Annotated in this window: 27 protein-coding genes; 12 read left to right on the top strand and 15 right to left on the bottom strand. The window is 65.0% G+C overall.

The genetic code is table 11. From position 1 onward, the window contains the following. Nucleotides 1–4 precede the first annotated feature (4 nt). From ABDJ38_RS05075 to ABDJ38_RS05040, 8 genes are all read right to left on the bottom strand, one after another. Nucleotides 5–1,762, bottom strand: a complete 1,758-nt coding sequence (locus ABDJ38_RS05075; protein ID WP_346784002.1) for a peptidoglycan D,D-transpeptidase FtsI family protein — start codon at nucleotides 1,760–1,762, stop codon at nucleotides 5–7. Continuing rightward, nucleotides 1,759–2,295 (bottom strand): hypothetical protein, encoded by a 537-nt coding sequence (locus tag ABDJ38_RS05070; RefSeq protein ID WP_346784001.1) that lies wholly within the window; start codon nucleotides 2,293–2,295, stop codon nucleotides 1,759–1,761. Before ABDJ38_RS05070 ends, ABDJ38_RS05075 begins: the two co-directional genes overlap by 4 nt. Further along, nucleotides 2,292–3,263 (bottom strand): 16S rRNA (cytosine(1402)-N(4))-methyltransferase RsmH, encoded by a 972-nt coding sequence (rsmH, locus tag ABDJ38_RS05065; RefSeq protein WP_346784000.1) that lies wholly within the window; start codon nucleotides 3,261–3,263, stop codon nucleotides 2,292–2,294. The genes ABDJ38_RS05070 and rsmH overlap by 4 nt, the downstream gene beginning before the upstream one ends. After that, complete coding sequence (locus ABDJ38_RS05060) at nucleotides 3,260–3,754, bottom strand: division/cell wall cluster transcriptional repressor MraZ (protein WP_346783998.1); 495 nt, start codon at nucleotides 3,752–3,754, stop codon at nucleotides 3,260–3,262. Before ABDJ38_RS05060 ends, rsmH begins: the two co-directional genes overlap by 4 nt. 199 nt (nucleotides 3,755–3,953) lie before the next feature. Then, nucleotides 3,954–4,781, bottom strand: coding sequence for a motility-associated ABC transporter substrate-binding family protein (locus ABDJ38_RS05055; RefSeq protein ID WP_346783997.1), 828 nt, complete (start codon nucleotides 4,779–4,781; stop codon nucleotides 3,954–3,956). Nucleotides 4,782–4,809: 28 nt separating this feature from the next. After that, nucleotides 4,810–5,181, bottom strand: coding sequence for a hypothetical protein (locus tag ABDJ38_RS05050; RefSeq protein WP_346783996.1), 372 nt, complete (start codon nucleotides 5,179–5,181; stop codon nucleotides 4,810–4,812). A gap of 32 nt (nucleotides 5,182–5,213) precedes the next feature. Further along, entirely contained in the window at nucleotides 5,214–6,209 is a 996-nt protein-coding gene (locus ABDJ38_RS05045) for a cysteine synthase A (RefSeq protein ID WP_346783994.1), read from the bottom strand. Between the two features lie 62 nt (nucleotides 6,210–6,271). Further along, complete coding sequence (locus ABDJ38_RS05040) at nucleotides 6,272–6,589, bottom strand: 2Fe-2S iron-sulfur cluster-binding protein (protein WP_346783993.1); 318 nt, start codon at nucleotides 6,587–6,589, stop codon at nucleotides 6,272–6,274. A gap of 70 nt (nucleotides 6,590–6,659) precedes the next feature. On the opposite strand from ABDJ38_RS05040, the gene ABDJ38_RS05035 reads away from it, so the two are divergent. Continuing rightward, nucleotides 6,660–7,277 carry a DNA-3-methyladenine glycosylase family protein gene (locus ABDJ38_RS05035; RefSeq protein ID WP_346783992.1) on the top strand — a complete coding sequence of 206 codons (618 nt, stop codon included), beginning with the start codon at nucleotides 6,660–6,662 and terminating at the stop codon, nucleotides 7,275–7,277. 243 nt (nucleotides 7,278–7,520) lie between these two features. After that, the gene (locus tag ABDJ38_RS05030) at nucleotides 7,521–9,473 is read left to right on the top strand and encodes a S9 family peptidase (protein ID WP_346783991.1); all 1,953 of its coding nucleotides are present in this window, start codon (nucleotides 7,521–7,523) and stop codon (nucleotides 9,471–9,473) included. Nucleotides 9,474–9,614: 141 nt separating this feature from the next. Here the strand turns inward: ABDJ38_RS05030 and ABDJ38_RS05025 are convergent, their stop codons facing one another. Further along, complete coding sequence (locus ABDJ38_RS05025) at nucleotides 9,615–9,920, bottom strand: 4a-hydroxytetrahydrobiopterin dehydratase (protein WP_346783990.1); 306 nt, start codon at nucleotides 9,918–9,920, stop codon at nucleotides 9,615–9,617. Nucleotides 9,921–9,974: 54 nt separating this feature from the next. Between ABDJ38_RS05025 and ccmA the strand changes: the two genes are divergently transcribed. Together ccmA and ABDJ38_RS05015 are read left to right on the top strand one after the other, a co-directional pair. Beyond that, entirely contained in the window at nucleotides 9,975–10,553 is a 579-nt protein-coding gene (gene ccmA / locus ABDJ38_RS05020) for a heme ABC exporter ATP-binding protein CcmA (RefSeq protein WP_346783989.1), read from the top strand. Further along, nucleotides 10,550–11,212 (top strand): heme exporter protein CcmB, encoded by a 663-nt coding sequence (locus ABDJ38_RS05015; protein WP_346783987.1) that lies wholly within the window; start codon nucleotides 10,550–10,552, stop codon nucleotides 11,210–11,212. The genes ccmA and ABDJ38_RS05015 overlap by 4 nt, the downstream gene beginning before the upstream one ends. A gap of 9 nt (nucleotides 11,213–11,221) precedes the next feature. Here ABDJ38_RS05015 and ABDJ38_RS05010 read toward each other — a convergent pair whose 3' ends face one another. The 3 genes from ABDJ38_RS05010 to ABDJ38_RS05000 form a co-directional block, all read right to left on the bottom strand. Further along, on the bottom strand, nucleotides 11,222–11,593 hold the full coding sequence (locus ABDJ38_RS05010) for a c-type cytochrome (RefSeq protein WP_346783986.1): 372 nt from the start codon (nucleotides 11,591–11,593) through the stop codon (nucleotides 11,222–11,224). A gap of 80 nt (nucleotides 11,594–11,673) precedes the next feature. Next, on the bottom strand, nucleotides 11,674–12,501 hold the full coding sequence (gene map, locus ABDJ38_RS05005) for a type I methionyl aminopeptidase (RefSeq protein WP_346783985.1): 828 nt from the start codon (nucleotides 12,499–12,501) through the stop codon (nucleotides 11,674–11,676). A 61-nt stretch (nucleotides 12,502–12,562) separates the two neighbouring features. Further along, complete coding sequence (locus ABDJ38_RS05000) at nucleotides 12,563–13,381, bottom strand: DUF4163 domain-containing protein (protein WP_346783984.1); 819 nt, start codon at nucleotides 13,379–13,381, stop codon at nucleotides 12,563–12,565. A gap of 49 nt (nucleotides 13,382–13,430) precedes the next feature. On the opposite strand from ABDJ38_RS05000, the gene ABDJ38_RS04995 reads away from it, so the two are divergent. From ABDJ38_RS04995 to ABDJ38_RS04970, 6 genes are all read left to right on the top strand, one after another. Beyond that, nucleotides 13,431–14,828, top strand: a complete 1,398-nt coding sequence (locus tag ABDJ38_RS04995) for a leucyl aminopeptidase family protein (protein WP_346783983.1) — start codon at nucleotides 13,431–13,433, stop codon at nucleotides 14,826–14,828. Between the two features lie 86 nt (nucleotides 14,829–14,914). Next, complete coding sequence (locus ABDJ38_RS04990) at nucleotides 14,915–15,277, top strand: hypothetical protein (protein ID WP_346783982.1); 363 nt, start codon at nucleotides 14,915–14,917, stop codon at nucleotides 15,275–15,277. Nucleotides 15,278–15,285: 8 nt separating this feature from the next. Continuing rightward, the gene (argC, locus tag ABDJ38_RS04985; protein ID WP_346783981.1) at nucleotides 15,286–16,212 is read left to right on the top strand and encodes an N-acetyl-gamma-glutamyl-phosphate reductase; all 927 of its coding nucleotides are present in this window, start codon (nucleotides 15,286–15,288) and stop codon (nucleotides 16,210–16,212) included. 263 nt (nucleotides 16,213–16,475) lie between these two features. Continuing rightward, nucleotides 16,476–16,814, top strand: a complete 339-nt coding sequence (locus ABDJ38_RS04980; protein WP_346783980.1) for a P-II family nitrogen regulator — start codon at nucleotides 16,476–16,478, stop codon at nucleotides 16,812–16,814. A 78-nt stretch (nucleotides 16,815–16,892) separates the two neighbouring features. After that, a complete protein-coding gene (glnA, locus tag ABDJ38_RS04975; RefSeq protein ID WP_346783979.1) occupies nucleotides 16,893–18,302 on the top strand; it encodes a type I glutamate--ammonia ligase in 1,410 nt (469 codons plus the stop codon). A gap of 151 nt (nucleotides 18,303–18,453) precedes the next feature. After that, nucleotides 18,454–19,032, top strand: a complete 579-nt coding sequence (locus ABDJ38_RS04970; protein WP_346783978.1) for a lysozyme — start codon at nucleotides 18,454–18,456, stop codon at nucleotides 19,030–19,032. 128 nt (nucleotides 19,033–19,160) lie between these two features. Here the strand turns inward: ABDJ38_RS04970 and ABDJ38_RS04965 are convergent, their stop codons facing one another. From ABDJ38_RS04965 to ABDJ38_RS04955, 3 genes are all read right to left on the bottom strand, one after another. After that, nucleotides 19,161–19,943, bottom strand: a complete 783-nt coding sequence (locus ABDJ38_RS04965; protein WP_346783977.1) for a hypothetical protein — start codon at nucleotides 19,941–19,943, stop codon at nucleotides 19,161–19,163. 351 nt (nucleotides 19,944–20,294) lie between these two features. Further along, nucleotides 20,295–21,143: an arginyltransferase gene (locus ABDJ38_RS04960; RefSeq protein WP_346783975.1), complete on the bottom strand. Its 849-nt coding sequence runs from the start codon at nucleotides 21,141–21,143 to the stop codon at nucleotides 20,295–20,297. 170 nt (nucleotides 21,144–21,313) lie between these two features. Further along, a complete protein-coding gene (locus tag ABDJ38_RS04955) occupies nucleotides 21,314–22,558 on the bottom strand; it encodes a threonine ammonia-lyase (RefSeq protein ID WP_346783974.1) in 1,245 nt (414 codons plus the stop codon). A 101-nt stretch (nucleotides 22,559–22,659) separates the two neighbouring features. Between ABDJ38_RS04955 and ABDJ38_RS04950 the strand changes: the two genes are divergently transcribed. Next, nucleotides 22,660–23,550, top strand: coding sequence for an NAD(P)-dependent oxidoreductase (locus tag ABDJ38_RS04950; RefSeq protein ID WP_346783973.1), 891 nt, complete (start codon nucleotides 22,660–22,662; stop codon nucleotides 23,548–23,550). After that, nucleotides 23,547–25,199, top strand: coding sequence for an amidohydrolase (locus ABDJ38_RS04945; protein ID WP_346783972.1), 1,653 nt, complete (start codon nucleotides 23,547–23,549; stop codon nucleotides 25,197–25,199). The genes ABDJ38_RS04950 and ABDJ38_RS04945 overlap by 4 nt, the downstream gene beginning before the upstream one ends. Nucleotide 25,200: the final 1 nt, after the last annotated feature.

Genomic DNA, 25,200 nt, shown 5'->3' with positions numbered 1-25,200 from the left:
GCCTCTACTCCCCTACCAGCGAGCGCACGTCGCTCAGGTCGATGTCGCGGCTCGCATCGGGCAGCACGCCCAGCTGCGGGCCGACCCGCGACACCAGCCGCTTCACGATAGGCGCGGCGTTCCAGGCAGCGGTGCGCTGGAACGAGGAGGCGCGCGTGCCCTTGGGCTCGTCAAGCATGGCGATCACCACATAGCGCGGCCTGTCCATCGGGAAGGCCGCAGCGAAGGTCGAGACCAGCGTGGTCCTGCGATAGCCGCTTACACCCGGTTTTTCGGCAGAGCCCGTCTTGCCGCCCACGCGGAAGCCCGGCGCGTCGGCGTTCTTGCCGGTGCCATAAAGCGCAATGAGGCGCAAAAGCTGGTTCATCCGCGCGCTGGTGCTGGCCTTGAACACGCGGCGGCCGCGCGGCGCATGGCCCGGCTCGATCCGGTTTAGCGTGGCCGGACGCCAGATTCCGCCATTGACCATCGCCGCATAGGCCGAAGCCAAGTGCAGCGGGGTCACCGCGATGCCGTGCCCAAACCCGGCATAAAGCGCCTTCGTCTTGTCCCACCGGCCGTCCATACCCAACGGCGCGCCGCGCGCGGGCAGCTCGATATAGGGTGCCTCGTTCATGCCCAGCTGGCCGAAATAGTTGTGCAGTCGCGGCCCGCCGATCTCGCCCGCAATCTGGGCCGAAACGATGTTCGACGAGTGGATCAGCGTCTCGGGCACATTCAGCGTCTCGCCGATCTCGTGGCTGTCGCCGATGGAATAACGGCCTACCTTGATCGGCTTGTTCGCCTGCCAGCGACGGCCAAGGTTCGTAATCACCCCGGTATCGATGGCGACCGCCACGGTCAGCGGCTTGAAGGTCGAGCCGAGTTCGTAGACCTGGTTGGTCAGGCGGTTGAACACGGCGGGCATTTCCCCGGCATCGGTGCGCTCCTTGGGCAGCACGACATCGGAGGTGCGGATCTGGTTGGGATCGAACTCCGGCTTACTCGCCAGCGCCAGCACCTCGCCGGTGTCAACATCGAGCACGATCCCTGCCGCACCCACCGCGTTCACCGAAAGCATCCCGCGCTCCAGCTCGTCTTCCAGCGCGCCCTGCACCCGGGCATCAATCGACAGCGCGACCGGCTCGCCGCGCTTGGCGGGATCGAGCAGCCGCTTGTCGAGCACCGCTTCCATGCCGACCCGGCCGTGGCCATCGGCGGCCACATAGCCCAGCACGTGCGCCGCCAGCGAGCCTTGTGGATAGTGCCGGTCGGTCTCGCGCGTGATCTCCAGCGCCAGTTCGCCGATGCTCTGCACCTTGTTGGCATCTTCGGGCAGGATCCGGCGGCGGATATAGCCCGCCTTGCCCGAAGCCAGCATCTCAGCCACCTCGCTATCGTCGAGATCGGGGAATATCTTGCGCAGTTCGTCCGCCACCTGGGCCGGAGAGCGGACCAGCGGTTCTCCGCCATCGGCCATGGCCTGCGGATTGAACCACAGGGCATAGGCCGGAAACTCGCGCGCCAGCGGCAGGCCGTTGCGATCGGTAATCTCACCGCGATCGGGCAGCAGCAACGTCGCCATCGTCTGCACTCGCGGGCCCGGCTTGGCCGCACCCAGCCATGTAATACGCCCCAGCGCGCACAGCGCCAGCACGACGAAGCCGAGCATCAACAGCAACAGCCGCAACCGCGCCACCAGCAGCGCGCGGCGGCGGTGATCGAACAGTCCGGCTCCGGTGCTGCGCACCCGCATATTGGGAGCCGCCGCAAGCGTGCTCATTGGCCTAGGTCTCCGCCCAGGGAAACCAGCGGCACCCGCACCTGACCGCCACCGCCGCCAAGGCCGACCGGCGTGGCCCTGTTGCGCGAAACATCGCTATCGGACGGCGGCGCGCCCTCGATCAGCGCCGCATCGAGCGGCTCACCCGTCAGCGGCGAGACCAGCTTGGGGAAAGCCGGCACACCATCGGTCGAAGTCAGGCCCGCCAACCGGATCGGCGTGGGCGCATCGACCGCGCGCGGCTTGGAGAACTGCGCAAGCTGGCGCTCGCCATCGATGAACTGGCCCGCATCGGGAGCGCGAAAGCCGAAGTTGATGCGGTTGAGCCGGGCCAGCTGAACCTGGTTCGAGCGCGTCAGGAACTCGGTTTCGAGCATCATGTTCGCACGCTCAAGGCGCACGATCTCACGTTCAGCCTGCACCACTTCGGAGTGAACTGCGTTCACCTTGAGGTGCAGCATCACATAGAGCACGATACAGACCGACAGCGCGGCAAGCCAACCGAAACGGCGATAACGGGCGGGTGCGGTCATACAGCCTCCTGATCGTTCTGGCGGGCGGGCGCGGCGGTGCGGGTGGCAGCGCGCAAAGTCGCCGAGCGGGCGCGCGGGTTGCGCTCGATTTCGGCAGCGGACGCGCGGATCGCGCGCGATACCTGCGTATAGATCGCCGGGGTGTCGCTCGCCGTCTCGGGCAGATAACGCGAGCCGCGCGGGTTCTGGTTGGCGGCGTCGCGCAGATAGGCTTTCACGATGCGGTCCTCCAGCGAGTGGAAGCTGACCACCGCCAGCCGTCCGCCCTCGCCGAGCAGATGCTCGGCGGCGGTGAGGCCTTGCGCCAGCTCGTCCAGCTCGCGGTTCACGTGGATACGGATCGCCTGGAAGGTACGCGTCGCCGGGTCTTTCGGCGCGCCGGGATGATGACCGAGCGCCTTGCGCACCACGTTGGCCAGCTCACCCGTGGTGGTGAGCGGGCGCGCCGCCACGATGGCGCGGGCCACGCGGCGCGACTGGCGCTCCTCACCGTACTGATAGAGCACGTCGGCAATTGCACCCTCGCCAGCCGAATTGAGGAAATCGGCGGCATTGGGGCCGGACTGGTCCATCGTCATGTCGAGCGGGCCATCGAGCATGAAGGCAAAGCCGCGTGCCGCCTGATCGAGCTGCATCGAAGACACGCCGATGTCCATGGTCACGCCATCGACCTTCTCGACGCCAGCCTCGGCCAGCGCCTCGGCCATTTCGGAAAAGCGCCGGTGATGCAGCACCAGCCGCGGCGGGTCTTCGCGGGTTTCGGGCCATTCGCGCCCTGCCCCGATGGCGTCGGGGTCGCGGTCGAAGGCGTGGACTGTCGCCCCGCGCGCCAACAACGCGCGGGTATAGCCGCCCGCGCCGAAGGTCGCGTCGACCATCAGGTCGCCCGGCTGCGGGGCCAGCGCCTCGATCACCTCGTCGAGCAAGACGGGAACGTGCGGCGTATCGGGATGGGTTGCGCCGCTCATTTGGCCTTCGCCTTCTTCTTCGCGGTTTCGGCGAGCGTGCGGCAGTTGGCCTTCCCATTCTCCCAGGCCTCGCCCATCGAATAGAGCTTGTCGGGCGCCCAGATCGTGAAGAACGGCATACCGCCCTGGAAAAAGATTTCGTCGCCCAGCCCGGCAAGGTCGGCCAGGTGATCGGGCATGACGAAGCGACCGCTGGCATCGAACGGCACCTCGACATAGCTCAGCAGCTGCGCGCCGCGCAGTTCGCGGTCATAGTCCTTGTCGCGGCGCAGGGCGGCTTCTTCCTCGCGGTCGAGGATATCCTCGAATCCGGCGATGGCGGACTGGCTGAAGGCCTTGAGGCAGGGCCAGCGCTCGTGCTTGCCGAGGCACAGGATGCGCTCGTCACCCTTGTCGGCGAAGTCATTGCGGAAGGACGGAGGCAGCACGAACCGGCTCTTTTCGCCGCGAAGCGAAAAGCCCTGTCCTTTGTACTGGATCGGCAATGCCACTGCCCCGGTCCCCACTTAAGCCCAAACTCGGCAGACACGCCCTCCCCGCACCCCGAAGCGCAGCCGCAGCAGGGGTCGCCCCGGAATCCGGAGCGCTGGACGAGAGTCATGTCCGATGCCTCACCTTAGTACCGTGAGGTTGGGCGGGAATAAAGGGGAAATTACGGGAAATCTTGGGATATGTGGGACTGTCCAGCTTTTACGGCGGGCTAGATATGGTTTCCGGATCGTTAACCAACCCCCCGGAATTCCTATCATATTCTTGATTCTCAGCAATATTATCAGATGAAACCGCGTTAACCCGCCCGATCCCGCTCCGTCCCGCAATGTCCCCGAAGGCACGCGCCACCAGCGCAGCGAGAGCTGCATCGGATTGGGGAGCAGGATCGGCCAGATCGAGCACGGCGGCATCAGCCAGAATCAGCGCAAACCCGCTTCCAAGGCTGCATTGCGCCACCATATCGCCAGCTGACAGGGTGCAGTGTTCTGCCTCACCGAGCTTGCCAAACGTACCGAAAAGCCGAGTCGGCAACGGCGTGCCCGCAAAATCCCGCATTTGCCAATCCGCGCTCTGAGTCCGTTCGAATCGCAGCTCCAGCCCCCAGTGCGCGAGAATCGGCGAGAGCAGTGCCACGTCCTGCGGGCGGCGCCGGTCGCCCAGCGCAAAGCGGCTCTCACCCGTCATCAGCGGATCGGCAAACAGCAACAAATGCCCACCTGACCGCACCCACGCATCGAGCGCGACATTCTCGTCGGCGGTGAGTCCGCGCGGCTGGGCCAGCAGGAGGAATTTCTGCCCGGCCAGCGCCTCGCGCGAAAGATAGTCGAGCGGGACGAGGCGATAGTCGCGCTCCAAGCTGGCGCGCGCCCAGTGCAAGTCGGCCTCGCCCGCCAGCAGTTCGCCAAAGGTGCCGCTTTCGCCCCAGTAGATCGGAATTGTCCCCATCACGCCGAGCGGCGGCAAGGCAGCCTCACTCTCCGCTTCGGGCGCGCCATCGCTCGCAGCCAGCGGCGGGGACAAGGCCAACGCCGCTGCTCCGACCGCAAACGCCAGACTACTGCGCAGTGACACCAGCGGGCAGCGGAGCATTGGTGGCCGGGGTGGGTTGCGCGATTTCGGCGGGCGTGCCGGTCTCGGCCGGCAATTCGGGCACCACGCCCGCATCGGCCAGCGGATCGCGCGGCGCGGCGGGCTCCGATGGCAACACATCAGGCCCGGTCTCGGACACGACACTCGCCTCGGTCTCATCGGCGCGGCTGACCACGATATCGGCCAGCGCCACCACCAGGATCATGCAGACCAGGCCGAAGATCCCGACCTGCAAACGCTGCACCTTCTGCGCCCTCGTCCCGGCAAGGGGCACGGTTTCAGGTGCCGCATGCGGGCGGTTGAAGCTCTTCAGCAAATCGCGCGGATCGATCACCATAATCCCGGCCCCCTAAGCCGGTCGAGATGAACCTAACCTAGCCAATCGAAAACGGGCAACCCTTTCGCGCGCAACCATTCGGCGTTGTACAGCGTCGAGAGGTAGCGGAAGCCAGTGTCGCACAGGATCGTCGCCACCCGTGCATCGGGCCCGAGTTCGCGCCCCAGCGCCACCGCACCCGCCACGTTGATGCCGGATGAGAGGCCCAAAGCCAGCCCCTCCTCGCGCAGCAACTGGGCGACCCACTTGAGGCCCTCCTCGTCCGAAATGCGGAACTGCGTATCGATCGGCGCGCCTTCAAGGTTGGCGGTGATGCGCCCCTGCCCGATCCCCTCCGCCACCGAGGAGCCTTCGGCCTTCAACTCGCCATGGGCATAGTAATTATAAAGCGCCGCGCCGTGCGGATCGGTGAGTGCGATGCGGATATTCTCGTCAAATGCCTTCAGGCCCAGCGCCACGCCAGCGATGGTGCCGCCGGTGCCTGCCGCGCAGGTAAAACCGGAAACCTTGCCGCCAAGCTGCTCCCAGATTTCGGGCGCAGTGCTTTCGATATGCGCGCGGCGGTTCGCCACGTTGTCGAACTGGTTGGCCCAGATCGCGCCTTCGGTTTCCTCGGCCAGACGGCGGCTGGTGTGGACGAAGTGATTGGGGTCGGCAAACTTGGTCGGCGGGACCAGCACCAGCTCCGCGCCCAGCGCACGCAGCGTGGCCATTTTCTCCGCGCTCTGGTTGTCGGGCATGACGATGATCGTCTTGTAGCCCTTCGCATTGGCCACCAGCGCGAGGCCAATTCCGGTGTTGCCCGCCGTCCCTTCGACCACGGTGCCGCCGGGCTTGAGTTCGCCGCGCTCTTCGGCATCGCGGATGATCCACAAAGCCGCACGGTCTTTTACCGAGGCACCGGGGTTGGCAAATTCACACTTGCCCCAGATCTCGCATCCGGCCGCTTCGCTCGCGCCCTTCAAGAGAACGAGCGGGGTGTTGCCGATGAGGTCGAGGCTGTCGGTCTTGACGGGTAAAGCTGTCATGCTGCCCGAAGTAGAACGCGCGAGGCCAGAGGGCAATCAGCTTTGCCTTGGCCCGCGTTAAGTCAGTCTTCCTCGGCGATGCGGACCTTGAGGCCATCCAGCTCGGCGGTGAACGGAAGCTGGCAGGAAAGGCGGCTGGTCGCATCGCGATGGTCCGAACTGTCGAGTAGGTCGTCCTCGTCCTCGCTCATGGCCGCGAGCTTGTCGGCAAAGGCCGGGTCGACGTGGACATGGCAGGTGGCGCAGGAACAGCAACCGCCACACAGCGCGAGCAGTTCGTCGAACCCGTTGTCGCGGATGGCCTCCATCACGGTGAGGCCTTCGCCAACCTCGACGGTCTTTTCCTCACCCGAACGGCTGACGACGGTAAGCTTCGGCATATGTGGCAATCCCTTTGTTGATTTCGGGAACTGCTAGGCAATGGAGCAAAAGTTGGCAAGAAGGGCGCGTATGGGACTTACTGCCGATCAAATCACCACCAGCCTCGACTGGATTGCGGCGCGCGAACCGGCGATTGCCCGCGCGCTCGAAGCCTGCGGCTATCCCGAACCGCGCATTCGCGAGCGCGGCTACCGCACCTTGCTGCGCACCATTGTCGGCCAGCAGGTGAGCGTGGCGGCGGCCTCCTCGGTGTGGGGTAAGCTGGAGGCGGAACTGGGCGAGGACATTCACCCCGCCGAGGTGCTGGCACGCGATTACGACACCCTGCGCGCTTGCGGGTTGTCGCGGCAGAAACAGGGCTATGCGCGAAGCCTTTGCGAACTGGTCCACGCGGGCGAACTCGATCTGGAGGCCCTGCCCGAGGACGACGAGGCCGCAATTGCGGAGCTTGTGCGGATCAAGGGCATCGGCCGCTGGTCGGCGGAGATTTACCTGCTGTTTGCGGAAGGCCGCCCCGACATCTGGCCTGCGGGCGATCTTGCGGTGATGGCGGGGATCGGGAAGATCTTGGGGCTGGAGGAACGGCCCGACGAAAAGGCGACCCGTGCGCTTGCCGAGGGCTGGCGGCCTCATCGCGGCGCGCTCGCGATCTTTACCTGGCATTGTTACGATAACCCGGCCCTGTGAGAGCTGGCAAACATGACGAAGTTGACACTTCGCCGGAACTGCACGCAAAAAGCTGACGATGGGAAAGAGCTGGCGCGGTGTAAACGCGTGCGTGGCCTGCAGGAGAGGTCCGTAGGCGGCCACCTACCTGTCGGCCACAAAGCACGAGCAACCATTTACGCCCCACCCTTCCCAATCCCCAACACAATCCCTTCCCAATCCCCAACACAATCCCTAGCTCTCCTGCAACCCAAGGGAGACCTCATGACCACCACGACCGCCGATGCCCTCTCCACCGTTCCCCTGATCCCGCGCGATCACATCTTCGGCAATCCGACCCGCTCGGGCGGCAAGATCAGCCCCGATGGCAACTGGGTCAGCTGGATGGCCCCGCACGAGGGCGTGATGAACGTGTGGATGGCCCCATCGGACGATCCCGAAAACCCTCGCCGCATGACCAGCGCCACAGAGCGCCCGATTCCGGCCTATTTCTGGTCGCCGGATTCCACCTCCTTGCTTTACATTCAGGACAAGGGCGGCGACGAGAACTTCCTGCTTTATCAGGTGAATGTCGCCAGCGGCGAAGAACGTTGCCTGACCCCGTTCGAGAACACCCGCGCGCAGATCGTCGGCGCTTCGGACACGATCAAGGACACGATCCTCGTCGGCATCAACAACCGCGATCCGCGCTTCCACGATGTCCACAAGCTCAACCTCAAGACCGGCGAACTGGAGCTGGTTTACGAGAACAACGCCTATGTCGGCTTCGAAAGCGACGACAGCCTGACCTTGCGCTGGGCCATCGCGCAGAACGCGGCAGGCGGCAACGACATGTTCGAGATCGTCGATGGTGTGGTGGCCGAAGCTCCACGCGAAAGCATCGGGATGGACGATGCGCTCACCACCAGCATGGCGGGCTACACCACCGACGGCTCGGTGCTTTACTGGCTCGACAGCCGCGGCCGCGACACCGCCGCGCTCTATGCCGAGGACACGGCGACGGGCGAACGCACCCTCGTCGCCGAGCATGACAAGGCCGATATCGGCGGCACCATGCGCGACATGAAAACCGGTGTGGTGCAGGCCTGGAGCGCGACCTACCTGCGCACCGAGCACCACGCCATCGATCCAGAAATCGGCGCTGCGCTCGCATGGTTGCGCAAGCGGCTCGATGGCGACTTCGGCATCCAGTCGCGCACAGACGATGATCGCAAGTGGCTGGTCTGGAACGACCCGCTGACCGCCCCGATCCGCGCCTATCTATATGACCGCAACGCCGAGACGCTGACCGAGTTCTACAACACCCGCCCCGAGCTGGAAGGAGCGCCGCTGCAACCGATGCACGCGGTGGAGATCACCAGCCGCGACGGGCTGACGCTACCCTCGTTTCTCACCCTGCCCCCGGCCTGCGATCAAGACGGCGACGGCGTGCCCACCGCGCCGGTGCCGATGGTGCTGCTCGTCCATGGCGGGCCGTGGGCGCGCGATGCCTATGGCTACAACCGTGCGCACCAGTGGTTGGCGAACCGTGGCTATGCGGTGCTCTCGGTGAACTTTCGCGGCTCGACCGGGTTCGGCAAGAGCTTCATCAACGCAGGCAATCTCGAATGGTCGGGCAAGATGCACGACGACCTGATCGACGCGGTCGAATGGGCGGTGGAAAAAGGCATCGCCGCGCGCGAGAAGGTCGCGATCATGGGCGGCTCCTATGGCGGCTATGCCACCTTGGTTGGCCTCACCTTCACGCCGGAAGTGTTCGCCTGCGGGGTGGATATTGTCGGCCCCTCGAACCTTGAAACGCTGCTGGAAACGATCCCACCCTATTGGGAGCCGCTGGTGAAGCAGTTCCACGAGCGGATGGGCAACCCGACCACGCCCGAGGGGCTGGCGTTCTTGAAGTCGATCAGCCCGCTTTACAAAGCGGACAAGATCGAGAAGCCGCTCTTGATCGGGCAAGGCGCAAACGATCCGCGCGTGAAGCAGGCCGAGAGCGACCAGATCGTGAGCGCGATGGAGAAGCACGGCATTCCCGTCACCTATGTTCTGTTTCCCGACGAGGGCCACGGCTTCCACCGCCCGGAAAACAACATCGCCTTCAACGCGATAACCGAGGAGTTTCTGTCTCGCTATCTCGGCGGCCGGGCCGAGGCGGCGGGTGACACGGTGGCGAAATCCACCGCGCAGATTCCCAATGGGGCGGAGCATCTGGGGCTTTAGGCCTCATCCCCCTCCCCTCGCTCATCCTGAGCTTGTCGAAGGATTGTCCTGTTCTTCAAGTGCTGGTGCTCGAATAAGAAGAACAGCCCTTCGACAAGCTCAGGGCGAGCGGACCTTGGTTCAATTCTCAATCCACCAGTCTCAATCCGCCAGCGCGTCGATCGCGCTGGCCATGCGGAAATCCCGCGAGGTGAGCCCGCCCGCATCGTGGCTGGTCAGCGTGATTGCGACGCGGTTGTAAACATTGGCCCAGTCCGGGTGATGGTTGTGCTGCTCGGCGAGCATGGCCACGCGCGTCATGAAGGCGAAGGCTTCGGAAAAGTCGGCAAACGAAAACCCGCGCGAGATCGACTTGTGCGCCTCGCCCAGCGTCCATTCGGGCAGGCGGGCCAGCGCGCTCTCGAGTTCGCTCGGCTTGTCGATGGCTGTCGTTGACTGGTCGGTCATGATGCGAATCCCCTGGCTTGTTAGGCTCTCTTCCATCGCCTAACGCACGAAACGATGGAAGAGTGCCATATCCGTGCGACCAATGTCGCTTGCCGACGCGGCGACCGGCTTCTCTTCGCGGGGCTGTCGCTCGCGCTCGGCCCCGGCGAGGCGCTGCAACTGGCAGGCGCAAACGGGATCGGCAAGTCGAGCCTGATGCGCATTCTGGCAGGGCTCGCACGGCCCTATTCCGGCGAGGTCGAGCGGCAAGGCACGCTCGCCCTGCTCGACGAACGGCCCGCGCTTGACGAACACCAGCCGCTGGGTCGGGCGCTCGGCTTCTGGCGCCGGATCGACGGCGGTGAAGCGGTGGGGATCGAGCGGCTCGGGCTGGAGCCGCTGCTTGACGTGCCGGTGCGCTATCTCTCCACCGGGCAGAGGAAACGCGCTGCCCTCGCCCGCCTGCTCGGCCAGCGTGCGCCGATCTGGCTGCTCGACGAGCCGCTCAACGGGCTCGACACCCACGCCGTCGCGCTGGTCGAGGAGCTGGTGGCGGAGCACCTTTCCGCAGGCGGCATCGCCATCATCGCCAGCCACCAGACCTTCGCCCTGCCCACGCTCACCCGGCTGGCCCTGGCGGAGCACGTGGCATGAGCGCCGCACTGGCCCTGCTGCGGCGCGACCTCGGGCGGCTGCTCCCCGGTGCGCAGGGCGGCGGCACCTTGCTGCCGCTGCTGTTCTTCCTCGCCGTAGCGATGCTCTACCCCTTCGCCATCGGCCCCAACCCCACGCTGCTGGCAGGCACCGGCGGCGGGGTGATCTGGGTCGCCGCCTTGCTCGCCGCGATCCTCCCGCTCGATCGGCTGTTCGCGCCCGATCTCGAAGCGGGCATGTTCGACCAATGGGCGCTGCGCGGCCTCTCCGAAGAGCTGGTGGTGGCGGTGCGCCTGATCGCACACTGGCTGAGCTTCGGGCCGTTCGTGATGCTGGCCGCCCTGCCCGCCAGTGCGCTGGTGGGGATTGAGGGCGAGACCCTGCGCGTGGTCGAGCTGGGTCTTCTGGCAGGCACGCCGGGGCTGGCCGCGATCGGCATCATCATCGCCGCCGTGACCGTTGGCCTGCGCGGCGGCGGGGCGGCGCTGGCGGGGCTGCTGGTGATCCCGCTCGCCGTGCCGCTGCTGATCTTCGGCGCGGGCGCGCTCTCGACCGGCGGCGAAGGCGGGCTTGCACTGACGGCTGCGATCAGCCTCGTGCTGGTGGCCATGGCGCCCTTTGCGGGCGGAGCGGCAATCCGGGCCTCTCGCGAGGGCTAACTGCGAGACTTAACGCGGCGGCTGGTAGGCCTCGTCGCGCAGGCTAAGGATATAGCTGACCAGCGAGGCGGTCTCGTCATCCTCGAGATAGAAGTCCATCTCTTCGGGATAGTTGTGCGCGTTGCGCAGCCAGTTGGTCAGCGTTGCCACGCTCAGCCCGCGCGCATTGGCAATGGTCGGGAACTCGGGCGACTTCGGGTTTGGCGAGAGGCCATAACGCTCGACCGAATGGCACCCCGCGCAGGCCGCCTGCGCCAGCGCATGGCCATCAGTGGTGGCCACGGAGCGCGCGACCGCAGCCTCGTCGGCGGTCACGGTCTGGCACGCACCGAGGATCAGCGGCATGGAGAGCAGGACGGACTTTAAGGCAATGTTCGACATCGAAGGGCTCCGGAACCATGGGGCTAAAAGGTGCCACAGTCGGCACAAAAAAACCTTGCGCCCGATCAACCTTTCGTGGGTCAGGCGTAAGGCGGCTGGTCGCGCCCGGTCGGGCTTTTGGTGAAGATCTCGCAGCCGTCCTCGGTGATGCCGATCGAATGCTCGAACTGCGCCGACAGGCTCTTGTCGCGCGTCACCGCAGTCCAGCCGTCGTTGAGCACCTTTACCGCGGGTTTGCCGAGATTGATCATCGGCTCGATGGTCATGAACATGCCCGCGCGCAGCTCCGGCCCCGTCCCCGCACGCCCGGCGTGGATCACCTCGGGCGCATCGTGGAACAGGCGTCCGAGGCCATGGCCGCAGAAATCGCGCACCACGCCATAGCGGTGCCGCTCGGCATGAGCCTGGATCGCCGCGCCGATGTCGCCCACCCGCGCACCGGGGCGCACCTCGGCAATGCCGACCATCAGGCATTCGTAAGTCACTTCGACCAGCTTGCGCGCCTTCAGCGGAACGTCGCCTACGAGGAACATACGGCTGGTGTCGCCGTGCCAGCCATCAAGCAGCGGGGTCACGTCGATGTTGAGGATGTCGCCATCCTTCAGCTTCTTGTCGCCCGGAATACCGTGGCAAACCACATGGTTAAGCGAGATACAGCAGGAATGGGTATAACCGCGATAGCCCATCGTGGCAGGCACGCCGCCGCCCGCGAGCGTCATCTGGCGCACGATGTCGTCCAGCTCGCCGGTGGTCACACCGGGGCGGACGTGATCGGCCAGCGCATCGAGAATTTCGGCAGCCAGTCGCCCGGCCTTGCGCATGCCCTCGAAACCTTCAGGGCCGTGCAGCTTGATCGTGCCGTCACGCACGATATCGGCGTCGGCATCTACGTGTTGGTATTGCGTCATGCAGCCCATGTAGCGCGGCTTGCGCGCAATTTCGACCCGTCAGCGATAATTCGCCGCTCGCCTACTTCCCGACCGCGAATATCTCGCGATATTCGGGGCGCACCGTTTCGAGCATTTCGGGCGTCATGGAGAAGGTGAACTCGTAGCTGCCCTCGACCCATGGCCCGGCGATATAGGGCGCGATCTTTACCCCGATCCGATCGAACTTTTGCCCGCCAGAAGAGCCGAGCAGCAGGTTTGGCTCGCTGATCGCCACGCAGGCGTCGAACAGATCGTCGGAGCCTTCTTGCACCGGCTCGCCCCGCCGCTTGGCCCGCTCCTCGTTAAGCTGGTCGCACAGCTCCTGCCCCAGCACCGCATCGAGTGCATCGGGCGAGGTAAAGAAGGCGATCGGTTCGAGCGGAATGTTGCGCTCCTCGTCCCAGACCATCGAATCGAACCCGTAGTTCGGATGCGCGCCGCCGGTGTAGGTCGAGATTTCGGCAGACAGGCTCAGCCAGCCGGGCAGATCGGCCACCACCTCCCACTCGGTGTTGGACGAATACTTGTTGAACGGGAATCCGTTGTCGCGTGCCTCTTCCTTGTCGCGCGCCGCGCTCAACGCCAAGGCGTCGCGCCGCTCCTGCAGCTGATTGTCGAGCCACTTGGCCAGCTCGGGCTGGTCGCCAGCGGCCTGCGGATAGGAATAGTCGAAGACGAAGGTGTCGGTCTCCTCGGTGACCTGACGGGCACCGCCGGTCGGCGCCGTGGTCTCTGCACTGCCCGACTCGGTGGCCAGCGGCGGCGGGGTCGGCGCCTGAGGGGGCGCATCGGGCTGCGGCGCCTCCTGGCAAGAGGCAAGCGCAAGCGCGGAGGCGAGCAAGAAAAATTCGCGCATCATACCCTTCGTCTCTTTCCAAATTCATCCCGAATAGGCAAGCGACTGCCTTATGAGCATTGCAGACCCTTTGATCCAGCCGGATCGTGGCCAGGACGCGCACACGATCCACCTTGTGAACACTGCCAGCTTCGAGGATTTCGCCAAGGGGCTGAGCGGCCCGCAACGCGCTACGCTGGCTGCGCAAAAGTTCAAGGGGGCAGGTCACGAGGTCGCGATCGTGCCCGAGGGCGACGGATGGTTCGCCGTTGGCGGTGTGGCCGATCCCGAGGCGCTTTCGAGCTGGTGTCTGGCCAAGCTGGCCGAGGTCCTGCCCGCCGGAACCTATCGTCTTGCCAGTGGCGCGGCCGGGCGGGCGCTGCACGGCTGGCAGACCGCGCAATACCGCTTCACCCGCTACCTCGGGGATAGCGAGGGCGAAGGCCCGCGTGTGTTGCTGACGCCCGAGGCGAGCAAGATCGACGCCGCCATGGCCGAAGCGCGTGCGGTGGCGCTGGTGCGCGATCTGGTCAACACCCCCGCCGAGGACATGGGGCCTGCCGCGCTGGAGGCCGAGGCCGAACGCATCGCCAAGGCCCACGGCGCGAGCACCGAGGTTGTGCGCGGCGACCGGCTCGAAAAAGAGTTTCCGATGGTCCACGCGGTCGGCCGTGCAGCAGAGCGCAAGCACGCCCCGCGCCTGATCGAGCTGAACTGGGGCGACGATGCCCATCCGCGCGTCGCCATTGTCGGCAAGGGCGTGTGTTTCGATTCGGGCGGGCTCGATGTGAAGTCGTCGGCGGGCATGCTGCTGATGAAGAAGGATATGGGCGGCGCGGCCCATGCCCTCGCCTTGTCCGAATGGATCATGCAGGCCGGCCTTAAGGTGCGCCTGCAATGCCTGGTCCCCGCGGTCGAGAACGCGATTTCTGGCAATTCCTTCCGCCCCGGCGATATCCTTGCCAGCCGCAAGGGCCTGTCGGTGGAGATCGGCAACACCGATGCCGAAGGACGGCTGGTGCTGGCCGACGCGCTGGCGCTGGCGAGCGAGGGCGCGCCCGAACTGGTGATCGACTTCGCCACGCTGACCGGCGCGGCGCGCGTGGCGCTGGGGCCAGACCTGCCCGCCCTGTTCACCCGCGAAGATTCCACCGCCGAAGCGTTGCTTGCCGCCGGGAAAGACCACGACGATGCGGTCTGGCGTCTGCCGCTACACGATCCCTATGGCGAGTGGCTAAAGTCGCCCATCGCCGATCTCACCAACAGCCCTAACAATCCCTATGCCGGGGCGAGCGTGGCCGCGCTATTCCTCGATCGATTCGTCGGCGACAAGGATGATGGTGCCCCGATCGACTGGGCCCATTTCGATACCTTCGCCTGGCGTCCGGCGGCCAAACCCGGTCGGCCCAAGGGCGGCGAGGCTCTCGGCCTCAGAGCGGCCTTTCACATGTTGCGCCAACGCTTCGGTTAACACCCCTTCGCCGCGCGGCCTTGCCCCATGGGGCCGCGCCGTCTAAGCGCAGCCGCTTGTAGCCAGTATTTACGGATAACCGGCGCTTGAGCCAGAACGAAAACACCCAGCCTTCCACGCACGTACAGGGCCCGTTTGCATTGTCCGGTCCGGTTGTCCGGCCGCAGGGCCACGACTTGCCGCTGCGCGGCGACCTCGCGCACATCGGCCTCGCGGGCACGCATTTCGTGCCGCACTATGCGGTTCCGCAGCCGCGCGCCGTCATGCCCGGCGGCGCCACCTTGCGCGTGGCTCCGTCGGAAAATGCCGAGGAACTGTGCGTGCTGATGGAAGGCGACAGCTTCGAACTGCTCGACATCACCGGAAGCTGGGCCTGGGGTTGTCTCTCGCTCGAAGGCCCGGTGGGCTATGTCCATATCGACCGGCTTGAGCCGGCCACGGCAGGCTGAGGAACACAATGGCACATAATGTCTTCATCGACGGCGGCGCCGGGACCACCGGCCTCGAAATCGCGGACCGGCTGGCCGGGCGCGACGACTTCGAGCTGATCCGCCTCAGCGAGGCCGAGCGCAAGGACGCGGACTGCCGCAAGACCGCGCTCAACTTCGCCGATTTCGTTATCCTGTGCCTGCCCGACGATGCCGCGCGCGAAGCCGTGGCGATGATCTCGCCCGACAGCGACACCCGCGTGATCGACGCCTCGACCGCCCATCGCACCGCGCCCGGCTGGATTTATGGATTCCCCGAGATCGTTGGCCGCGAAGTGGTGGCCGGGGCCAAGCAGGTGTCGAACCCCGGTTGCTATTCCACCGGCTTTATCGCGCTGATCACGCCCCTGATCCGCGAGCGTCTGCTGCCGCGCGAATGGCCCTATACGGTCAACGCGGTGTCGGGCTATTCGGGCGGCGGCAAGGGCCTGATCGCACGTTACGAGGAAGAGACCGATCTCGCCTTCCGCACCTATGGCCTCACCCTCGCGCATAAGCACCTGGCCGAGATGCAGGCCCGCACGGGGCTCGAATATCCGCCTGTCTTCGCGCCCTCGGTCGTTCCTGCCTATCGCGGCATGGTGGTCGAAGTTCCGCTGCCGATCGAGGCCATGCGCAAGTCCGCCCCGCCCGCTGAGCTACGCGCCTGCCTCGCCAAGGCCTATGACGGGACGCGCACGATCACGGTCCACGATGAATGCCCCGATGAGCTGGTGCTGCGCGCCGATGCGCCGCCGTCTGACCGGATTGATATCTACGTCTGCGCCGATGCCGAGGGCAAGACCGCGCGCCTGATCGCCGTGCTCGACAATCTCGGCAAAGGTGCCAGCGGCGCCGCCGTACAGTCGCTCAACCTCATGGCCGGCTGCGACGAATATGCCGGGCTGCGCCTCTGACCGGGCTGCCTGCTAATGCGGCAATGCCTGCACAACAATTAGGCAGCACCTTGCCACTCGGGCACGAAACGGCGTTTCGCGTGCGCGCGGCGGCGCTTTGCAAATGCCGCAAATCCGCCCTTTCGCTCTTCCCGATGATTGTCTAATCCAGTGCCACACACCTTGGCACGATTCTTGTTAATACCTTGATGTGATTGCCGGGGAAGCGGCACCATCGGCGTTCCGGGAACAGACCGGGCGTCGGATAGAACGGCAGGGGTAAAGTGAAGAAAATCGAAGCCATCATCAAACCGTTCAAGCTTGATGAAGTGAAGGATGCGCTGCACGAAGTAGGCGTATCGGGTATCACCGTTACCGAGGCCAAGGGGTTCGGCCGCCAGAAGGGCCACACCGAGCTCTATCGCGGCGCCGAATATGTGGTCGATTTCCTGCCCAAGGTGAAGCTCGAGGTCATCGTTGCCGATGGCCAGGCCGAAGCCGTGGTCGATGCCATCGCAGGTGCCGCCAAAACGGGCCGCATCGGTGACGGCAAGATTTTCGTGTCCGACATCCAGAGCGCCGTCCGCATCCGCACCGGTGAGCAGGACGAAGCCGCCATCTAGGCGGCACTGCGTAATCCATTGCGGGCCGCAATGGCCCGCCTCCAATTCACGCCAAACACTCCATAAGGAAGGATTATTATGGCTACTCCGGCTGATATCGTGAAGCGCATCAAGGAAGAGGAGATCGAGTGGGTCGATCTTCGCTTCACCGATCCCAAGGGCAAGTGGCAGCACCTCCAGATGTGCGCCGGCGTCATCGACGAGGACGCGCTGGAAGAAGGCCTGATGTTCGACGGTTCGTCGATCGCCGGTTGGAAGGCCATCAACGAATCCGACATGATCCTGAAGCCCGACTGTGACGCGGTCTACATCGACCCGTTCAGCGCCACGCCGATGATCTCGATCAACTGCGACATCGTCGAGCCTTCGGACGGCGAGCTGTATAGCCGCGACCCGCGCTCGACCGCCAAGCGCGCCGAAGCCTACCTGAAGACCACCGGCATCGGTGACACCGTCTTCGTCGGCCCCGAGCCCGAGTTCTTCATGTTCGACGACGTGCGCTTCGAGGACGGCTATGCCGGCTCGGGCTTCCAGATCGACGACGTCGAGCTGCCCACCAACACCGCCACCGAGATGGAAGGCGGCAACATGGGCCACCGTCCGCGCGCCAAGGGCGGGTACTTCCCCGTCGCGCCGGTCGACAGCTGCATGGACATCCGTGCCGAGATGGTTTCGACCATGCTCGAAATGGGCCTGCCGATGGACAAGCACCACCACGAGGTGGCCGCTGCCCAGCACGAGCTTGGCATCACCTTCGGCACGCTCACCGAAACCGCCGACCGCGTGCAGGTTTACAAGTACGTCGTGCATCAGGTCGCCCATGCCTATGGCAAGACCGCGACCTTTATGCCGAAGCCGATCAAGGAAGATAACGGCTCGGGCATGCACACCCACATGTCGATCTGGAAGGATGGCAAGCCGACCTTCGCCGGCAACGAATATGCCGGTCTGTCGGAAACCTGCCTCTATTTCATCGGCGGCGTGATCAAGCACGCGAAGGCCTGCAACGCTTTCACCAACCCGACCACCAACAGCTACAAGCGGCTGGTGCCGGGCTTCGAAGCCCCCGTTCTGCTGGCTTACTCGGCCCGCAACCGTTCGGCCTCGTGCCGCATTCCCTATGGCTCGGGCGAGAAGGCGAAGCGCGTAGAGTTCCGCTTCCCCGATCCGCTGGCGAACCCGTACCTCGCCTTCTCGGCGCTGCTGATGGCGGGCCTCGACGGCATCGAGAACAAGATCCACCCCGGCGATTCGGCCGACAAGGATCTGTACGACCTGCCGCCCGAAGAGCTGGCCGAGATCCCGACCGTCTGCGGCTCGCTGCGCGAAGCTCTGGAATCGCTCGAAGCCGATCACGAGTTCCTGCTGAAGGGCGACGTGTTCACCAAGGACCAGATCGACGCTTACATGGAGCTGAAGTGGCCCGAGGTCTATCGCACCGAGCAGACCCCTGCCCCGGTCGAATACGACATGTATTATAGCGGCTGATTTGCTGCTTACCGCTCCGCTGCTTGAAGGCAGCGTGGCGCAAAATTCGGGCCGCTCGGGAAACCGGGCGGCCCTTTTGTTTGCGCACTTTCCTACACGCGTTGGAAATGCCTAACCGGGGAAGCGATTCGTTTTGCCGGAGCGCTTACCTATGAACCGCACACCCATTTTCGCCGCCGTCCGCCACCTGCTCGCCCGCCCTTTGATAGAGGCGGATGTCCGCGCGCTCGACACCGCTATCGACGCGGCGCTGGAGCTTCCATCCCCGCTCGCTGTCGGCCCACAGGGCGTGGCGCTAGTCCGCCGGTTCGAGGGGCTGGCGAAGGTGCGGGCCGATGGCATGGTGGAGGCCTACCCCGATCCAGGCACGGGCGGCGATCCCTGGACTATCGGCTGGGGCGCGACCGGGCCGGGGATCGGCCCCGGCACCGTCTGGACCCGCGCCCAATGCGATGCGCGGCTGGAGGCCGATCTTGCGCGCCACGCCGAGGAGGTCGCCGAGGCTATCGGCGATGCCCCCACAAGCCAGCAGCAGTTCGATGCGCTGGTCTCATTTCACTACAACACCGGCGCGATTGCGCGAGCGACGCTGACCAGACGGCATATCGCGGGGGATTATGAGGGCGCGGCAGAAGAGTTTTCGCGCTGGGTCTATGCTGGGAGGAAGGTGATGCGCGGGCTGGTGCGGCGGCGGGAGGCTGAGGCGGGGCTATATGGTGGGCGGGATTGACGGTTGGAAGTAGTCATTCGCACCTCGCAACGACAGCTGCGCGCCATTTCTGGAGGCTCCCATTGCATTGTCATGCGGTTAAAAGCGAAGGTGTTCCGCCATTGGCCCTCGCTCGCTTCAAAATTACTCTAACGTGCTTTTCCGTTGGCTTGATCGGCGGCTAGGTGCTTCACATGCTGGACCTTGAGCGTCGCGTGAAAGGAATTGTCTTCCCAACTTATCGTCACCCAGCTCACCGACTTGGGATGCTGAATTTCTATGCGTCCGGGTCGATATCTAGCCCTTCCTAAAAGCGGGTACTTTTCAAGGTCCACTTGCTCCAGCAGCAGTACGAAAATGAACCCAAGGATGCTTACTTGAAGTGCAACGATCTCATCTCTGCACTCAGCTGTCTCGACCCAAGGAACAAGCTGGAACCGAGAGTGGTTTACCATTAGATCACCCTCGTTCATCACGCAGTAAAGCCCCGCGCCTTCAGGCCAAGCTGTGGGATCATCCAGCATATCGACCAACGAGATATCTTTGGCGAACGCGCCCGAGAGGCGTTTCTCGTTGTGTACTAGGTTACCCGATACCGCGAGTGCCTTGGCGGTTTTGAGCAGCCAACGTTCTATATCGTGGCCCGACACGAGCACATGGCGAGGTTCCCCAACATCACTGTCTAGGAAGATTTTTAGGGCACGAAAGAGTTGTTTTGCAGCTTCATCGATAGGAGCAAGCGAACTGTTGTGCTTCGTACAAAGACAATTGGCGCGCAGACTTTTCTTACTTAGGATTTTCTCCTCGCCTTTGGCCAGCCACGGCACCCCGGATATAGAAAACCCTCCTTCCCCTTGGAGAACTTCAATAACGGATTCCGAGATTAGATGCTCACCTGATATTGGCGCCACGCACGATCCAAGTTCACGCATATAACAGCGCTCGACGGTTTCCACCGCTGGCAGATCGCGGAGACCAAGTGATGCGGATGGTCGGTGCCAGCTTCGGCCGTCAAAGCAACACTGCTGCGCAATGTTTGTGGAACCACACGGGCATGGTGCTTGGAGTACGGCCTGCCTTCTGCGTCTTGCTTCCCCCACATTGCCTCCTCGCACCCCCACGGCGGAAAATGGGACTTGCGGTTTAGTTACGTATCAACGCTTCCCAGTCCTGTCGCCTTTTGGAGTGGCCGCTAAACTTCACTCCCTCCCCAGAATCTGCCTTACAAAATCCGCGGCGCAAACCAGAATTTCCGTGCCGGAAGCAGACAACCCGCCCCAACCTCAAACCTTCACAACCCGCCGCGTCAGCTCCGAGCTTCCATCCTTGCTCGCCCCCGCAGGCGCAGGCCCAGCCGATCCGTCACCGCTCACCACACGCGCAATCTGGCGGTCCTGCTCCTCGTCGCTCATCCGCTGCCAGCCCTCGGGGCCAAGCTTGTCGAGCGGGCGATAGCGCACCTTGTACTGCATCCGCTCCGAGCCCTCGACCCAGTAGCCGAGGTACACGAACGGCAGCCCTTCGGCCGCCGCGCGGCGGATGTGGTCGAGGATCACGAAGGTGCCCAGCCCCGAGCGCTCGGTCTCAGGGTCGTAGAAGCTGTAGATCATCGACAGGCCATCGCCCTGACGATCGGTCAGGCAGGCTGCGACCAGCTTGCCCGGTCCGCCATCTTCGCGCGGCTCGCGATATTCGATCACCACCGTGTTGACCGAGGTGTGCTCGACCATGTCGGCATAGTCGATCTCGTCCATCGCGGCCATGCCACCGTCGGGGTGGCGGTGCGAGAGATAGCCTTGCAACAAGGCGAACTGCTCCGCCGTCGCCCAGGGGCGGCATTCGCTCACCACCAGATCCTTGTTGCGCCTCTCGGTCCGCTTCTGCGAGCTGGAGGGGCGGAACTCATCCGCCACCACGCGCACCGAAACGCAGGCGCGGCAATCGGCGCAACTGGGGCGATAGGCGACGTTCTGGCTACGCCGGAAGCCGATCCGCGACAGCGCATCGTTCAGCGCATCGGAATGCGGGCTGTTCAGCTCGGTGAAGACCTTGCGCTCGGTCTTGCCCGGCAGATAGGGGCACGGCGCAGGGCTCGTCACGAAAAAACGGGGGAAGCGCACGGGTGCGGTCACTGTGAGGCGATCCTCTCATCATGGCAGCGGCTGGCGCCTGGCAGCGCCGATAGACCGGACCATGCCGAGGGGAATCGCCCGGTTAAAGTATATTAACCATCTTATACCCGCTGCGCAGCGTTAATTTGCCCCCTCACCGGGCCGGACAATCAGGGTTGCCCCGTTCCGGGTCAGTTCAGCTCGACATGACTAACCGTGTAGCCCTCTGCCGTCAGCCGCGCGACCAGCGCCTCGAGCTGCACGCTGTCACGCGCCTCGCACTCGATATCGGTGACGAGGCCCTTGGCAGGCAGATTGGTGAAAATCCGCTGGTGTGATATTTCGAGGATGTTGACGTTGGCCTCGGCAAACTCGTGCATCACCTTCATCAGCGAGCCGGGCCGATCCTGCAACGTGATCCGCAGCCGCGCCAAGCGGCCCGAGCGGGCAAGATCGCGCAGCAGCACGTTGGCGAGCAGGCGGGTGTCGATATTGCCGCCGCACAGCACCAGGCCGATATTGCGCCCTGCAAACCGGTCCTTGTTGGCCAGCACCGCGGCAAGCCCCGCCGCGCCGGCCCCTTCGACCACAGTCTTCTCGATCTGCAACAGGAGCGCCACCGCCGTTTCGAGGTGCGGTTCGTCGACCAGCACGATGTCGTCGACCAGCTGGGCCACCACCTTGCGGGTGAACTGCCCTGGCTCCTTTACCGCGATGCCCTCTGCCAGCGAATCGCCGCCGATCGGCATCTCCTTGCCCTTGGTGCAGGCATACATGCTGGGATATAGCCGCGCCTGGACGCCTACGACTTCGATCGCGCGGTCTTCCTGCTCGGCCAGCGCCTTGGCCACGGTAGCCATGCCCGAGATCAGCCCGCCGCCGCCGATGGGCACCACCAGCGTATCGATCTCGGGCGCGTCGGCGAACATTTCGAGCGCCACGGTGCCCTGCCCCGCCGCCACATCCGGATCGTCGAACGGATGGACGAAGGTGAGGCCCAGTTCAGCTTCCAGCTTGCGCGCATGGGCATAGGCCTCGTCGAAGTTCTCGCCTTCGAGCAAGACCTTGCCGCCCACGCTTTCGGTCTGCATCACCTTCACCGTGGGCGTGGTGCGCGGCATCACGATGGTGACGGGCACGCCAAGCCGGGTTCCGTGATACGACAGGCCCTGTGAGTGGTTGCCCGCCGAGGCGGTGATCACCCCACGCTTCAGGTCGGCCGGGTCGAGCTGCAACAGCTTGTTGAGCGCGCCGCGCTCCTTGTAGGCAGCGGTGAACTGCTGGTTCTCGAACTTGAGCCAGATGTTCGCGCCAGTCATCTGCGACAGCGTTTTAGAGAAGAGCGTGGGCGTATGGACCACCGCGTCGCCAATCCGGGCGGCAGCATCGCGGATCGTATCGATGGTCAGGGCGTTGTCGGTGGCGCTATCGGTCATGCCGGAGCGCCTAGACCGAAATGGCAGACAAAGGAAATAGGTGAGCGCATGGAGCAAGGCAAAGATTGCGCATCGGGGCGAAGCGCGGCAGGGCTAGGCGCATGAGCAAAGTCGCCTTTCTGGGCCTTGGCGTGATGGGCGCGCCGATGGCAGCCCACCTCGCCCGCGCCGGCCATCAGGTCACCGTTTACAACCGCACCAATACCCGCGCCCAGGCGTGGCAGGCCAAGCTGGCCAACGAAGGCTTTGCCGCCAGCGTCGCAGCAACGCCTGCCGAAGCAGCCGAAGGGCAGGACGTGGTGCTCGCCTGCCTCGGCAACGACAGCGACCTCGCCGCCGTGATGCTGGGCGAGGACGGGGCGCTGAAGACGATGCGAGAGGGCGCATTGTTCGTCGACCACACAACCGTTTCGCCCGCCATCGCGCGCACCATTGCGCAGGAGGCGGAAAGCTGCGGCGTGCTCGCCCTCGATGCGCCGGTGTCCGGCGGACAGGCCGGGGCCGAGAACGGCAAGCTCTCGATCATGTGCGGCGGCTCCGACGCGGCGATGGCCGCCGCGCGCCCCGTGATCGAGGCCTATGCCGCGCGCATCGTCCATGTGGGCGCAGCGGGCGCGGGGCAGGCGACCAAGGCGGTCAACCAGGTGTGCATCGCGGGCGTGCTGGCTGGCCTGTCGGAAGGTGTGCGGCTGGCGCAGGCCGAGGGGCTGGCGATGGACAAGGTGCTCGAAGCCATCGCGGGCGGCGCGGCGCAGAGCTGGCAGATGGAAAACCGCTGGCCGACGATGGCCGCTGGCGAGTTCGACTTCGGCTTCGCGATCGACTGGATGCGCAAGGATCTCGCCATCGCACTGGCCGAGGCGAAGGACGCGGGCCTGTCGCTGCCAATCACCGCACTGGTCGACCAGTTCTATGCGCAGGTGCAGGCCCAAGGCGGCGCGCGGCAGGATACCTCCGCACTGATCCGCCACCTGCCCGAGGTCTCGCAATGAAGCGCCTGCTGCTGGCCGGGGCGGCCCTTGCCCTTGCCCCTTCGCCTGCCCTCGCCGATACGCTGTTCGAAAATGTCGACGGCATTTCCATCACGCCCGATGGCAAGGTTGACCGCTTCGCCGCGATGGTGGTCGACGACGAAGGCCGGATCACCGAACTGCTGGACTTCGGCGACGGGCCTGAGGGCGAGATCGACTATCTCGAAGACATGAAAGGTGCGCATGTCGTGCCCGGCTTCGTCGATAGCCATGCCCATGTGATGGCGCTCGGTCTCGGCACGATGACGCTCGACCTGTCGCAGACGCGCTCGCTTGAAGAGGCATTGGCGCTGATCGCGGACTATGCCGCCAAGTATCCCGAGCGTCCGTGGTTGCTCGGGCACGGCTGGAATCAGGAGCAATGGGGCCTCGGTCGCTTCCCCACCGCCGCCGAACTCGATGCCGTGGTGGGCGACCGACCGGTCTGGCTGAGCCGGATCGACGGCCACGCCGGTTGGGCGAACTCGGCTGCGCTGGCCGCCGCCGAGATCACCGCCGAGACGCGCGATCCTGTGGGCGGGCGCATCCTTCGCATCGGCAATGGCCGCGAGCCTGCCGGTGTGCTGATCGACGCCGCGATGGCTCCGGTCGACGCCGCCGTGCCGCCGCCACTGCCCGAAGACCGCGAGCAGGCGCTGTTCGCGGCTCAGAAAATCTTCTTCGAACATGGCATTACCGCAGTCGCCGACATGGGCACGAGCCTGGCCGACTGGATGAGCTATCGCCGTGCGGGCGATGCCGGCTGGTTGCAGATGCGGATCATGGCCTATGCTGGCGATCTCGGCGAGATGCTGCTGATCGGCGGGACCGGGCCGACGCTGTGGCTCTATGACGACAAGCTGCGCATGGGCGGGATCAAGGTCTGGCTCGATGGCGCGCTCGGTTCGCGCGGGGCGCGGCTGAAGACTGCCTATGCCGACGATCCGGCCAATCTCGGGATCGACGTGACCAGCGGCACGCAGCTGCGCAACATCATGAGCCGCGCCTCGCTCGACGAGTTTCAGGTCGCGATCCACGCCATCGGCGATGCCGCGAATGCCGAGGCGCTGGCCGCCATCGACGAGCTCGCCGCCGAATATCCGGGCGAGCGGCGCTGGCGCATCGAGCATGCGCAGATCGTCGACCCGGCGGACATTGCCCGGTTCGGGAAGCATGACGTGATCGCCTCGATGCAGCCGGTGCATATGACCTCCGATCGGCTGATGGCCGAAGCGCGACTCGGCCCGGACCGGCTGGCGGGCGCCTATGCCTGGCGCGCGATTTCCGAGGCGGGCGCGCTGCTCGCCTTCGGCAGCGCTTCGCCGGTCGAGCCGGTCGACGTGCTGGCGGGCCTTGCCACGGCCATCTCGCGGCAGGATGCAGCAGGCGAACCGGCTGGCGGCTGGATGCCTGAACAGCGCCTCAGCCGCGAGCAGGCCTTGGCCGCCTACACCGCAGCCGGGGCCTATGCCGGATATGCCGAGGGCCGCTTCGGCAGCCTGCAGGTGGGCGAACGCGCCGACTTCGTTGTGCTCGACAACGACCCGCTGCTGACCTCGCCCGAACAGCTACGCAACACCCGCGTGTTGCAGACCTGGGTGGCCGGGCGGCGCGTGTTCCCGGCACAGTAAA

This window comes from Aurantiacibacter flavus (genome assembly GCF_039710615.1).
GTDB lineage: Bacteria > Pseudomonadota > Alphaproteobacteria > Sphingomonadales > Sphingomonadaceae > Alteraurantiacibacter > Alteraurantiacibacter flavus.
The sequence above is the reverse complement of the archived record's forward strand: the minus strand, read 5'-3'. Positions and strand labels throughout refer to the sequence as shown.